Source organism: Streptomyces sp. NPDC111656 (assembly GCF_055656965.1).
This window is the reverse complement of record NZ_JBVKCA010000003.1, coordinates 312,899-325,031: the sequence shown is the minus strand read 5'-3', so window position 1 is coordinate 325,031 and position 12,133 is coordinate 312,899. Positions and strand designations below refer to the sequence as shown.

General features: G+C 69.8%; 11 protein-coding genes. 7 read left to right on the top strand and 4 right to left on the bottom strand.

What is annotated here, in order from left to right:
• Positions 1-10 precede the first annotated feature (10 nt).
• The 3 genes from ACZ7M3_RS11720 to ACZ7M3_RS11710 form a co-directional block, all read right to left on the bottom strand.
• Complete coding sequence (locus ACZ7M3_RS11720) at positions 11-592, bottom strand: hypothetical protein (protein ID WP_472062646.1); 582 nt, start codon at positions 590-592, stop codon at positions 11-13.
• 223 nt (positions 593-815) lie between these two features.
• The gene (locus tag ACZ7M3_RS11715; protein ID WP_355301237.1) at positions 816-1,580 is read right to left on the bottom strand and encodes a bestrophin-like domain; all 765 of its coding nucleotides are present in this window, start codon (positions 1,578-1,580) and stop codon (positions 816-818) included.
• Positions 1,581-1,595: 15 nt separating this feature from the next.
• Entirely contained in the window at positions 1,596-2,171 is a 576-nt protein-coding gene (locus tag ACZ7M3_RS11710) for a hypothetical protein (protein ID WP_472062645.1), read from the bottom strand.
• Positions 2,172-2,453: 282 nt separating this feature from the next.
• Here ACZ7M3_RS11710 and ACZ7M3_RS11705 point away from each other — a divergent pair, with 282 nt between their 5' ends.
• From ACZ7M3_RS11705 to ACZ7M3_RS11690, 4 genes are all read left to right on the top strand, one after another.
• Positions 2,454-3,401 carry an SCO0930 family lipoprotein gene (locus tag ACZ7M3_RS11705; protein ID WP_472062643.1) on the top strand — a complete coding sequence of 316 codons (948 nt, stop codon included), beginning with the start codon at positions 2,454-2,456 and terminating at the stop codon, positions 3,399-3,401.
• A gap of 457 nt (positions 3,402-3,858) precedes the next feature.
• Positions 3,859-4,671: an SAM-dependent methyltransferase gene (locus tag ACZ7M3_RS11700; protein ID WP_067360827.1), complete on the top strand. Its 813-nt coding sequence runs from the start codon at positions 3,859-3,861 to the stop codon at positions 4,669-4,671.
• Positions 4,668-6,803: a putative bifunctional diguanylate cyclase/phosphodiesterase gene (locus ACZ7M3_RS11695; protein ID WP_472062641.1), complete on the top strand. Its 2,136-nt coding sequence runs from the start codon at positions 4,668-4,670 to the stop codon at positions 6,801-6,803. The genes ACZ7M3_RS11700 and ACZ7M3_RS11695 overlap by 4 nt, the downstream gene beginning before the upstream one ends.
• A 93-nt stretch (positions 6,804-6,896) precedes the next feature.
• On the top strand, positions 6,897-7,676 hold the full coding sequence (locus ACZ7M3_RS11690) for an oxidoreductase (protein ID WP_472062639.1): 780 nt from the start codon (positions 6,897-6,899) through the stop codon (positions 7,674-7,676).
• Between the two features lie 34 nt (positions 7,677-7,710).
• On the opposite strand, the gene ACZ7M3_RS11685 is transcribed toward ACZ7M3_RS11690, so the two are convergent.
• Positions 7,711-8,592 (bottom strand): LysR family transcriptional regulator, encoded by an 882-nt coding sequence (locus tag ACZ7M3_RS11685; RefSeq protein ID WP_472062637.1) that lies wholly within the window; start codon positions 8,590-8,592, stop codon positions 7,711-7,713.
• Between the two features lie 119 nt (positions 8,593-8,711).
• Between ACZ7M3_RS11685 and ACZ7M3_RS11680 the strand changes: the two genes are divergently transcribed.
• Genes ACZ7M3_RS11680 through ACZ7M3_RS11670 form a run of 3 tightly spaced genes read left to right on the top strand, consistent with a single transcriptional unit; the run spans position 8,712 to position 12,098 of the window.
• Complete coding sequence (locus ACZ7M3_RS11680) at positions 8,712-9,383, top strand: succinate dehydrogenase (RefSeq protein ID WP_472063108.1); 672 nt, start codon at positions 8,712-8,714, stop codon at positions 9,381-9,383.
• 1 nt (position 9,384) lies between these two features.
• Positions 9,385-11,352, top strand: a complete 1,968-nt coding sequence (locus ACZ7M3_RS11675; protein WP_472062635.1) for a fumarate reductase/succinate dehydrogenase flavoprotein subunit — start codon at positions 9,385-9,387, stop codon at positions 11,350-11,352.
• Complete coding sequence (locus ACZ7M3_RS11670; RefSeq protein ID WP_472062634.1) at positions 11,349-12,098, top strand: succinate dehydrogenase/fumarate reductase iron-sulfur subunit; 750 nt, start codon at positions 11,349-11,351, stop codon at positions 12,096-12,098. The genes ACZ7M3_RS11675 and ACZ7M3_RS11670 overlap by 4 nt, the downstream gene beginning before the upstream one ends.
• Positions 12,099-12,133: the final 35 nt, after the last annotated feature.

Here is a 12,133-nt window from a genome sequence, read left to right as displayed (position 1 = left end):
CGGCGAGCGGTCACGATTCCTCGTCCGTGACGCGGCAGCGCGTCATGGACCACGCGGTGCCGACACAGCCGGCGATGAGCGCGGTTCCCAGGCCGATCTCCTTGAGGTCGAAGCCACCGCCGGAGCTCCCACCGACACCGGCCTTGACGCCTCGCTGCACGGAGGCCGGGACCTGGACCTGGGCCGGGTCGGAGTAGGTGGTGCCGGCGCGGCCGGGGGCGATGGTCAGCTCGGTGTGGCCGCTCTCGTTGCCGCACTGGAACGTCACCTGGTACACCGAGCCCGCTCTGGCGTCCCCGTCGATCAGGGCCGTCGCCGACGACTGGCCCTTGGGGATCGTGACCGTGTCGAAGACTTCCGAGGAGACCCTGGCGACGGAGTCGCAGCTCTCCGCGGTCAGCCGGAGTCGGCCGCCCGCCGCGATGCTCTGCGGCTGCACGTTGAAGCCGAACGACGTGATGTTGTTGCCCCGGCCACCGTCACGGCCGCCGTCACCGTCTCCGTCGCTGTTTCCGGCGAGAGCGGCGGTTGCGGAAAGGGTGAGGGCGGACACGCCCAGCAGTGCGGCCGAAGCGACGCGTATCGCGTGCATGGTGAGCCTCCGGGTCCCCGAGGAGCCTTGTTGCGGACCTTCCGCCTGCGTCTGAAATGCGCCTCGATGTTCGAAACGCTAGGAAGGCGTGCACGTGGGCGCGATCGCAGTTGTGCGAATGGGGTAATCCGGTGGGCCGTACGGGGGAATGTGGGTGCGCGATCGGGGGACGAACGCGGCGTGGCGTCCGTCCCCCGATCCTCCGGCCGCTATGCGAGGCCGGTCACTTCGGAAGGTGCGGGAACAGTGCCGTGAACGGTTCCGCCGAGGCTGTGATTCCCCGGCTGTAGGGCGCGTCGAAGTCCCAGATCAGGAAGAGCAGGAACGCGATCAGGGCGGAGAAGAGCCCGGCGAGGATCAGTTCCCGCTTGGTGCGCCGGATCTGGAGCGCGAACACCATCCCGATGGTGACCACGGCTCCGGTGATCAGCCCGAACCACACCACGCCCGGCATGGTCGCGTCCGTCGAGCCGGCGCGGGCGTTGCGTGCCGCGTCGGCCGCGGTCACCTGATCGACCAGCGGCTGGTAGGTCTGGGCCTCGAAGTCCGACCTCGGCTTGTAGTCGCTGACGTCCTGGCGGACGACCTCGAAGAGCCGGCCGCCCTTGGTGGTGACACGGCCGTGGTCGGCCATGGTCTTCCACTCGGTTTTGACGACGTATCCGACGTACGCGTCGACGTCGCCGCGAATACGGTCGCGCACGTCCGGCGGGTAGACGCGGACCCGCTCCGAGATCTCGTGCAGGGCCTGGGCCTCCGCCTGTACATGGTCCTGGGCGCCGCTGCGGGCCTCCCAGACCCCGGCGATGGCCAGTCCCAGGACGATGGCGTACACCACGCCGATCATCATGGTCATGTATTCGATCACGTCCGGGGTCTCGGACGGATCCTCGTCGTCGGGGGCCCGGCGGGTGCGTACGAGGGACACGACGAGGACGACGACACACGCCGCCGCCATCGCGAGGACGAGAACAAGCCATTCCGACAAGGATGCCTCCAGGGGTCAGCGCGGACGCAGCGCCGCGACGGCGAGCAACGCGGGCACGGTGACGAGCAGGGTGAGCGAGACCAGGGACGGTCCGCTGCGGGGCGAGTGCTTGCGCGTCGGGGCGTGGTAGGCCGGATAACTCACCGGGGTCGCCGACGGTCTGGGCCGCGCCTTGGGCGTGGGCGAGGGCGTCGGTGTCGGTGTGGGCTTCGGCTTCGGCGCCGGCGGAGGTGCCGGCCTCGGCGGGGCCGCCACGGCGGGGGGTCGCGGGGTCGGCGAGGCGGGCGGAGGCGGTGGCGGGGGAGCCGGTGGTGGGGGCTTCGGCCTGGGCTTGGGCGGAGGCGCCGGGGGTGGTGGGGGCGGCGGTTTCGGAGTGGGTGGGGGCGTGGGCGACGGGGGCGGTGGGCTGATGGTGCAGAGGTCGCCGCCGGCCACCGCCACCGCGTCCGTGCCGTCCGGGCCGATGGAGGCGTACGCGCAGGAGTCGGCGACCGCCGCCGAGGCCGGCGCGCCGCCGATGATCCAGGTCAGCGTCAGCAGCGCCAACACCCGTATGACGAGGGCGGACCGGGTCCGCTGTGGTCCATGCACGACGGAGATCATGAGGCGTATCGCGCTCGCGCACGCCGGAGCCGACGGGTATTGCCCCCGAACGAAGGACGTCCGGCTCGCACCGGTTTGACGCCCCCTCGGGGCACGGCCACCGGGGTGGGAACAGATGCGCGAGATACATGCCGGCGCGGGGTGTGTCACAGCGTTCCGAAAGTTTTTTGTGCGGCCGTTGAACACATCCGCCACTCCCGCCCGTACCTAGGGCCATGCGCGGCGCAGCAGGGCGCTGCAACCCTTAACGCGAACAGTGGGAGTTACCCAATGAAGACCTCCTGGCGGAGCGCCTCACTCGTAGCGACAGCTGCGGCCGTGCTGGCGCTCACGACGGCGTGCGGTCAGGAATCGGGCACCCAGTCGACGGGGAGCCAGAACGTGGGCGCCGCCGCCGCTGCCAACGGTTACGGTCAGGCCACCAGTAGCAGCACCACTTCTCCCAACGGCTACGGCGCCGACCAGCAGAGTGCCGCCCCCAAGGCGGAATCCGCAGGTCAGCTGGCCGTCGCGGAAAGCACGACGCTCGGCAAGGTGCTGGCCGACAGCGCCGGATTCACCCTGTACCGCTTCGAGAAGGACACCGCCGAGCCGCCGAAGTCGAACTGTGACGGCGACTGCGCGACCGCTTGGCCGCCCGTTCCCGCCGACGGCGCCGTGGCCGCCACCGGTGTGGACAAGGCCCTGCTCGGCGAGGTCACCCGCGCGGACGGCACCAAGCAGCTGACGATCGGCGGCTGGCCGATGTACCGGTACGCCAAGGACACCAAGGCCGGCGACACCAACGGCCAGGGTGTCGGCGGCACTTGGTACGCCTCCGCCCCCGACGGCAAGAAGGCCACCCTGGCCTCCCTGCCGGGCCTGTCGACCCGCAACGACCCCAAGCTCGGCGAGATCGTCGTCGACAAGAACGGCCGGACGGTCTACCGCTTCCTGAAGGACCAGGCCTGGCCCGTCCCGAAGTCCGCCTGCATCGGTGCCTGCCTGGAGAAGTGGCCCGTCGTGGCCCCGGTCTCCGCCAGTGACACCAAGGGCGTGCAGAAGAAGGGCCTGATGGGCTTCACCCGCCCGGACGGCGCCAAGCAGATGACCGTCAACTGCTGGCCCATCTACACCTTCTCCGGTGACAAGGCGGCCGGGGACACCAACGGTCAGGGCGTGGGCGGCACCTGGTACGCCGTCGCCCCCGACGGAAAGCCGGTCGGCGCGCCGAAGTAGAGGATCACCTCCCCAGGGTTGATCGATCTCGCTCGGAACAACGCGTACGACCCGGGTCCGCCCCCTCCGCACCGCACGGAGGGGGCGGACCTCTTGGCGTACCCGGAACGCGCGGGGCGCGCGGACCGGACGACGTGAGGCGTGCGGATCACGGCGCGGTTCACTTGCCGCACGAACGCCCGGGAGTTTTCCACACCGGGGATACCCGACCCCTCGATACCGTCGCGACGCTTCGTAACTCCCGCGAACTTTTTGGAATGCTTCGCATCGATTTCGCGGTGACAGCGGACGGCGTGTTCGACTGACCTGCACCGGCCGCCAATTCGGCACATGCCCGAGGCAGTGACGGTGAACGGACGGTCAATTTCCGTTTTGACTCGCCCCTTTGGCGGACGATCAGTAGCCTCAGCTCGAACACCGGATCGCCTACGTCGTCGACTACGCCTTGGAGAGATAGATGGAGCGTCCCGCCTGGGCCCCCCGGAGCATTGACATCTCGGTGCCGAGCGTGTCCCGTATCTATGACTACTACCTGGGCGGTTCGCACAACTTCGAGGTCGACCGGGAAGCCGCGCGCAAGGCGATGGAGTTCATGCCGGGACTGCCCAAGGTGATGCAGGCGAACAGGGCGTTCATGCGCCGTGCCGTGCGTTTCGCGGCCGACGAGGGCATCGACCAGTTCCTCGACATCGGCTCCGGCATCCCGACCTTCGGCAACGTCCACGAGATCGCCCAGACGGCCAGGCCCGGCGCGCACGTCGTGTACGTGGACCACGACCCGGTGGCCGTCGCGCACAGCCAGGCCGTCCTGCGGGACAACGAGGACGCGGACGTGGTCGCGGCCGATCTGCTCAAGCCCCAGGAGATCCTGGCGACTCCCCAGGTGCAGCGGTTGATCGACCTGAACCGTCCGGTGGCCCTCCTCCTCGTTGCCATACTGCACTTCGTGGAGGACGCGGACGACCCGTACAGTGCGGTGGCCGAGCTGCGCGACGCGCTGGCGCCGGGCAGTCTGCTCGTGCTCACGCATGCGTCGTACGAGGGAATCCCGCTCCCGCCGGAGCGGGCCGAGGGCGCGGTCGACGTGTACAAGGACATCCGCAACCCGCTGATCATGCGCTCGCGCGAGGAGATCGCGCGGTTCTTCGAGGGGTACGACATGGTGGAACCCGGTCTGGTGCCGATGCCGATCTGGCGGCCCGACACGGCACCCGAGGACGAGGATCCCTATTCCTTCTCGGGGTTCGCAGGTGTGGGGCGCACGGCGTGACGGGCGAACCGGACGGGCCGGAGGACAGACTGCGCAGGTTCGCGACGATCTGGAGCCGGGCGGTCTTCCCGGTCACCTCCACGTCGCTGACCCGGCCGGAGCTCGAGCAGCAACTCCTGCCGTTGGCCCGGGGGTTGAGTGACGCGCTGAAGGCGAGGACCTTCGACGCGGCCGCGGGTCAGACGGTCGGCGCCGCGCTGGTCGCCGCGCACTGCACCGACCCCGAGGCGCTCAGCCGCAGTCTCGACTGCGTCGACGCCTATCTGGTGCTCTACTGCGGCGAGGACGGCCACCAGGAGGCTCTGCGGACCCGCTCGGCGCGCCTGCAGCACGCCATGGCGGCGGGCTTCGCGGGGGCACTGCGGGAGCGGACGCTCGCCGAGCAGGAGGCCATCTCCCAGGCGGCGTTGAACGCGCGCAGCACGGTGGCCGAGGAGCTGCACGCGAGCGAGGCCCGGTTCCGCGCGGTCTTCGAGGGTGCGGCCATAGGAATCGGCATCGCCGACCTCGAAGGCAACATACTGCAGGTCAATGGAGCCCTGCTGCGTATGTTCGGCGGTTCCGAGCAGGGCGTGCGCGGCCGCAAGGTCCCCGAGTGGACGCATCCCGAGGACGCGCCCCAAGTCTGGCGGCTGTACGAGGAGTTGGTACGCGGCGAGCGCGAGCACTACCACGTCGAAAAAGCCTTCTACCGGCCCGACGGCACCGCCCTGTGGACCAACCTGACGGTGTCCCTGCTGCGTGACGCGGACGGCCGGCCGCAGTACCAGCTCGCGCTGATGGAGGACACCACCGAGCGCCGGCTGCTCAACCTGCGGCTGCGCTACGAGGCCACCCACGACGCGCTCACCGGTCTGCCCAACCGGACCCTCTTCTTCGAACGCCTGGAGAAGGCGGTGTCCGGGGGCAACGACCAGCGCTTCGGCCTGTGCTACCTCGACCTCGACGGTTTCAAGACCATCAACGACAGCCTCGGGCACGCGGCGGGCGACCGGCTGCTCGTCGAGGTCGCCGACCGGTTGCAGTCCTGCGCGACCGCACCCGGCGAGATGGTCGCCCGGCTCGGCGGCGACGAGTTCGTGGCCCTCACCACCGGACCGGACACCGAGCGCGAGGTGGACGCGCTCGCCGACCGCATCATGAACGCCCTCGTCACCCCGGTCCGTATCGACGGCCGGGAACTGACGGTCCGCGGCAGCATCGGCATCGTCGAGGGTCCGGCGGGTGAGCGCGGCCCGGCGGAGGTGCTGCGCAGCGCCGACATCACGATGTACCGCGCCAAGTCCGCGGGCGGCAACCGCTTCGAGCTCGCCGATCCCGAGGCCGACGCCCGCGCCATCACCCGGCACGGGCTCACCACGGCGCTGCCCGCGGCCCTGGACCGGGGCGAGTTCTTCATCGAGTACCAGCCGCTCGTGCACCTCGGTGACGGCAGCGTGCACGGCGCGGAGGCGCTGGTGCGCTGGCTGCACCCGCAGCACGGCGTCCTCGGCCCCGACCGGTTCATCCCGCTCGCCGAGCACACCGGGCTGATCGTGCCGCTGGGCCGGTGGGTCCTGGAGCAGTCGGTCCGCCAGGCCCGCCAGTGGCAGGAGCGGCACGCCGACTCGGGCCCGCTGCGGATCAACGTCAACCTGTCGCCCTGCCAGCTGACCCACCCGGGTCTGGTTCAGGACACGGTCGACATCCTGGAGCGTGAAGGTCTCGACGCCGAGGCGCTGTGTCTGGAGGTCACCGAGTCCGCGCTGATCGGCGCCGACGACGATCTGCTGAAGCCGCTGCGGCGCCTGGCCGAGATGGGCGTCGACATCGCCCTCGACGACTTCGGCACCGGCTACTCCAACCTCGCCAATCTCCGCCGCCTGCCCGTGAGCATCCTCAAGCTGGACCGCTCCTTCACCCAGGGCATGCAGCAGTTCCCGGCCGACCCCGTCGACCTCAAGATCGTCGAGGGGATCGTTTCGCTCGCCCACAGCCTCGATCTCGCGGTCACCGTGGAGGGCGTCGAAACGGGCGCACAGGCCGAGCAGTTGCGGATCCTGGGCTGCGACACGGCCCAGGGCTGGTACTACGCCCGCCCGGGCCCACCCGAGCGGCTGCACGAACTGGCCCTGGTGGACGCCACAGGCTGAGGCTTCGGGCGCGGCGTGGTCTCCTGGAACGGAGGCTGTGCCGCTGTCCGCGCATCCGTGACCGTAGCGCAGCAATGGAAGGAGCTGAGAAGCATGGGCACGGAACTCCGGGGCAGGACCGCCGTCGTCACCGGCGCGAGCAAGGGCATCGGACTGGCCGTCGCCGAGGCGCTGACCGGGGCGGGGGCGACGGTAATCGCCGGGTCGCGCACCACGACGGCGGGTCTCGACGCGCTGGTCAAGCAGGGCGGTGTCTCCTGGGTACCGGTGGACCTGGCCGAACCCGGTGCCGCCGAGCGCCTCGTGGCGGCGGCGGACGGCCGGGTGGACATCCTGGTCAACAACGTCGGCGCGGCCCCCGCCCGCATGGGCGGATTCCTGTCGGTGACCGACGAGGACTGGCAGCGCACGGTCGATCTGAACCTCCTCACGGCCGTACGGGTCACCCGCGCCGCCCTGCCCCTGATGCTGTCCGCCGGGCAGGGCTCGGTCGTGACGGTCGCCTCGGTCAACGCCACCCTGCCCGACCCGATGGTGATCGACTACAGCGCGGGCAAGGCCGCGCTGGTCGCCTTCTCCAAGGCGCTGTCCAAGGAGGTCGGCCCCCAGGGCATCCGGGTCAACACCGTCAGTCCGGGCCCGGTGGAGACCGAGCTGTGGCTCGGCGGCGACGGGGTGGCGGCCACGGTCTCGGCAGCCGCCGGGATCACCCCGGACGACGTGGTCGCCCAGGCGTCCAGTGCCACGGTCACCGGCCGCTTCTCCCAGCCGTCCGAGGTCGCCGACCTGGTCCTCTTCCTCGCCGGCGACCAGTCCCGCAACATCACCGGCAGCGACTTCGTCATCGACGGCGGCTTCATCCCGACCTGGTGACGTACCGACCCGGCTCCTGAGCCCGCCGCGCCGGTCAGCGTTCCAGCAGCATCCGCTGGAGTTCGCGGGCCGCGCGAGGCGGAGCCACATCGCTGCGGTGGGCCAGGGCGATGACGCGGTGGAGTCCGGGGCGTGCGAGCGGTGTCACCCGCAGGCCCCGTCCCGAGCGCGTCGCGACCATGCGCGGGACGACGGCCACGCCGAGCCCCGCCCTGACGAAACCCAGCACCGCGTCCATCTCGCCGCCCTCGACGGCGAAGTCCGGCTCGAAGCCCTCGGCACGGCACGCGGCGACGGTCAGTTCGCGCAGGTCGTAGCCGTGCCGGAACATCACGAGGCGTTCGCCCTCCAGGTCGGGGATGCGCACAGTGCGCCCGGTCCCCGGCGCGGGCGCGTCCGGTGACGACACCACGACCAGGTCCTCGCGCAGCAGCTCCACCGTCGTCAGCGCGGGCGAGGGGGTGGGCAGCGGGAGGACGACCAGGGCGAGATCCAACGCGCCGCGTGCGAGTTCCCGTACGAGATCGTGGGAGCCGCTCTCCTCGATCAGCAGCCGGATACCGGGATAGCGGTCGTGGAAGGCACGCAGGACGTCCGGAAGCAGGCCGGTGCACAGGCTCGGCGTCGCGCCCAGGCGGACCCGGCCGCTGCGCAGCTGGGCCAGTTCCTGCACCTCGTGCCGGGCCGTGTCCGCGTCGGCCAGGATGCGCCGGGCCAGGGGCAGCAGCGCCTTGCCCGCGTCCGTCAGCGTGATGTTGCCGCGCGCGCGGAGAAAGAGGTCCGCCCCCAACTCCCGTTCCAGCGCCTTGATCTGCTGGGACAGGGACGGCTGGGCGACATGGACCAGATCGGCGGCCCGGGTGAAGTGCCGGGTCTCGGCGACCGCCACGAAGTACTGGAGCTGCTGGAACTGCATCCACCCATCATAGGCTCCAGCTATTGAAACGAGCCGTACCATGTCTTGGACCGATCGGCACCCATGGCCCTAGCTTCTGAGACATGGCTCTGGCAACGCGGACGGACCGACGACCGTCGATGACGCGCACCGTGTGGGACAGCTCCGTCGGGAAGAAGACCGTGATGGCGGTCAGCGGCCTGATCATGCTGATGTACCTGGTCGTACACATGCTCGGCAACCTGAAGATCTTCTTCGGTTCGGGCGACTTCAACCACTACGCCCACTGGCTGCGCACCCTCGGTGAGCCCTTCCTGCACTACGAGTGGGCCCTGTGGATCATCCGCGTGGTCCTCGTCGTCGCCGTCGTCGCCCACGCCACCGCCGCGTACCAGCTCAGCCGGCGCGACATCAAGGCGCGCCCGAGCAAGTACGTCCACAAGAAGCCCGGGTCCAGCTACGCGACCCGCACGATGCGCTGGGGCGGGATCATCCTCGGCCTGTTCATCGTCTGGCACATCCTCGACCTGACGACCGGCACCGCGCACCCCGGCGGCTTCCAGTCCGGACACCCGTACCAGAACGTGATCGACACCTTCTCGACCTGGTACGGCGACGTGATCTACATCGTCGCGATGCTCGCGCTCGGCCTGCACATCCGGCACGGCTTCTGGAGCGCCGCACAGACCCTGGGCGCCGGCAGCCGCACCCGCGACCGCGCCCTCAAGACCATCGCCGACGTCCTCGCGCTGGTGCTGACGGTGGGCTTCATCTCCGTACCCGTCGGTGTCATGACCGGATTGGTGAGCTGACATGACCGCAGCCTCTGAATACGCCGCGTACTCGACCGGTACGCCCGTCGTCGACAGCAAGGCCCCAGAGGGCCCGGTCAACGAGCGCTGGGACACCCGTCGCTTCGAGGCCAAGCTCGTCAACCCCGCCAACCGCCGCAAGCACACGGTGATCGTGGTCGGTACCGGCCTCGCGGGCGGCTCGGCGGGTGCCACGCTCGCCGAGCAGGGCTACCACGTCGTCCAGTTCTGCTACCAGGACTCGCCCCGCCGCGCCCACTCGATCGCCGCCCAGGGCGGCATCAACGCGGCGAAGAACTACCGCAACGACGGCGATTCCGTCCACCGGCTGTTCTACGACACCGTCAAGGGCGGCGACTTCCGGGCTCGCGAGTCCAACGTCCACCGTCTCGCGCAGATCTCGGTCGAGATCATCGACCAGTGCGTCGCCCAGGGCGTGCCCTTCGCGCGGGAGTACGGGGGTCTGCTCGACACCCGTTCCTTCGGCGGCGTCCAGGTGTCCCGCACCTTCTACGCCCGCGGCCAGACCGGCCAGCAGCTCCTGCTCGGCGCCTACCAGGCCCTGTCGCGGCAGATCGCGGCCGGCAACATCGAGATGCATCCGCGCACCGAGATGCTCGACCTGATCATGGTCGACGGACGGGCGCGCGGCATCGTGGCACGGGATCTCATCACCGGCCGGATCGACACGTACTACGCGGACGCGGTCGTCCTGGCCAGCGGTGGCTACGGCAACGTCTTCTACCTCTCGACGAACGCCATGAACTCAAACGCCACCGCGATCTGGCGGGCGCACCGGCGCGGCGCCTACTTCGCCAACCCCTGCTTCACCCAGATCCACCCCACCTGCATTCCGCGCACCGGTGACCACCAGTCCAAGCTCACCCTGATGAGCGAGTCGCTGCGCAACGACGGCCGTATCTGGGTCCCGAAGGCTCTGGGTGACACCCGTCCGCCGAACGAGATCCCCGAGGACGAGCGCGACTACTACCTGGAGCGGATCTACCCGTCCTTCGGCAACCTGGTCCCGCGCGACATCGCCTCCCGCGCCGCGAAGAACGTCTGCGACGAGGGCCGCGGGGTGGGCCCGGGCGGACAGGGCGTCTATCTGGACTTCGCCGACGCGATCGGGCGGATGGGCAGGGCGAAGGTCGAGGAGAAGTACGGCAACCTCTTCGACATGTACGCCCGGATCACCGCCGAGGACCCGTACACCGTGCCGATGCGGATCTACCCGGCCGTGCACTACACGATGGGCGGACTGTGGGTCGACTACGACCTCCAGACCACGATCCCCGGCCTGTTCGCGATCGGCGAGGCCAACTTCTCCGACCACGGCGCCAACCGCCTGGGTGCCTCGGCCCTCATGCAGGGCCTCGCCGACGGCTATTTCGTGCTGCCGTCGACCATCAACGACTACCTCGCCCGCAACCCGCACCGCTCCGTCGACGATGACGTCACCGACGAACACCCCGCCGTCCAGGAGGTGCTGGCCGAGACCGAGGACCGGCTGCGGCTGCTGCTGGCCGTCGACGGCGACCGCACCCCCGACTCCTTCCACCGCGAACTCGGCGAACTCATGTGGGAGTTCTGCGGCATGGCCCGCACCGAGACGGGTCTGCGCAAGGCCCTGGAGCGCATCCCGCAGATCCGCGAGGAGTTCTGGCGGCGCATCAAGGTCCCCGGCACCGGCGAGGAGTTCAACCAGTCCCTGGAGAAGGCCAACCGCGTCGTCGACTACCTGGAGCTCGCCGAGCTGATGTGCCTCGACGCGCTGCACCGGTCCGAGTCCTGCGGCGGCCACTTCCGCGAGGAGTCCCAGACCCCGGACGGCGAGGCGGAACGCCGGGACGAGGAGTTCTCGTACGCGGCCGCCTGGGAGTTCACCGACACCGGCACCGCGCCCGTCCTGCACAAGGAAGACCTCGTCTTCGAGTACGTCCACCCCACCCAGCGGAGCTACGCATGAAGCTCAACCTGCGCGTCTGGCGCCAGAAGAACGCCGACGCCGACGGAGCGATGTCCACGTACGAGGTGGACGACATCTCGGCCGACATGTCCTTCCTGGAGATGCTCGACACCCTCAACGAGGAACTCATCCTCAAGGGCGAGGACCCCGTCGCCTTCGACCACGACTGCCGCGAGGGCATCTGTGGCGCCTGCAGCCTGGTCATCAACGGGGACGCCCACGGACCCGAGCGCACCACCACCTGCCAGCTGCACATGCGGTCCTTCCAGGACGGCGACACCATCGACGTCGAGCCCTGGCGAGCCTCCGCCTTCCCGGTCGTCAAGGACCTCGTCGTGGACCGCTCGGCCTTCGACCGGATCATCCAGGCCGGCGGGTACGTCACCGCCCCCACCGGCGCCGCGCCCGAGGCCCACGCGACGCCCGTACCGAAGCCGGACGCCGACTTCGCGTTCGAGCACGCCGAGTGCATCGGCTGCGGAGCGTGTGTGGCCGCCTGCCCCAACGGGGCCGCGATGCTCTTCACCTCGGCCAAGATCAACCATCTGAACGTGCTGCCGCAGGGGGCGCCCGAACGGGAGACGCGGGTGCTGGACATGGTGGCGCAGATGGACGAGGAGGGGTTCGGGGGGTGCACGCTGGCCGGGGAGTGCGCGACCGCCTGCCCGAAGGGGATTCCGTTGGTTTCCATCACCGGGATGAACAAGGAATGGCTGCGGGCCGCTCGTAAATCAGGGCGTCGCTGAGGCGGCGGTTCGACTGCGGGTCGGTGGGGGCTGAT

What these genes read in the sequence shown, in the direction of transcription:
- ACZ7M3_RS11720 (WP_472062646.1), bottom strand. Translation starts at nt 592, where the DNA reads ATGCACGCGATACGCGTCGCTTCGGCCGCACTGCTGGGCGTGTCCGCC.
- ACZ7M3_RS11705 (WP_472062643.1), top strand. Translation starts at nt 2,454, where the DNA reads ATGAAGACCTCCTGGCGGAGCGCCTCACTCGTAGCGACAGCTGCGGCC.
- ACZ7M3_RS11700 (WP_067360827.1), top strand. Translation starts at nt 3,859, where the DNA reads ATGGAGCGTCCCGCCTGGGCCCCCCGGAGCATTGACATCTCGGTGCCG.
- ACZ7M3_RS11690 (WP_472062639.1), top strand. Translation starts at nt 6,897, where the DNA reads ATGGGCACGGAACTCCGGGGCAGGACCGCCGTCGTCACCGGCGCGAGC.
- ACZ7M3_RS11685 (WP_472062637.1), bottom strand. Translation starts at nt 8,592, where the DNA reads ATGCAGTTCCAGCAGCTCCAGTACTTCGTGGCGGTCGCCGAGACCCGG.
- ACZ7M3_RS11680 (WP_472063108.1), top strand. Translation starts at nt 8,712, where the DNA reads ATGACGCGCACCGTGTGGGACAGCTCCGTCGGGAAGAAGACCGTGATG.
- ACZ7M3_RS11675 (WP_472062635.1), top strand. Translation starts at nt 9,385, where the DNA reads ATGACCGCAGCCTCTGAATACGCCGCGTACTCGACCGGTACGCCCGTC.
- ACZ7M3_RS11670 (WP_472062634.1), top strand. Translation starts at nt 11,349, where the DNA reads ATGAAGCTCAACCTGCGCGTCTGGCGCCAGAAGAACGCCGACGCCGAC.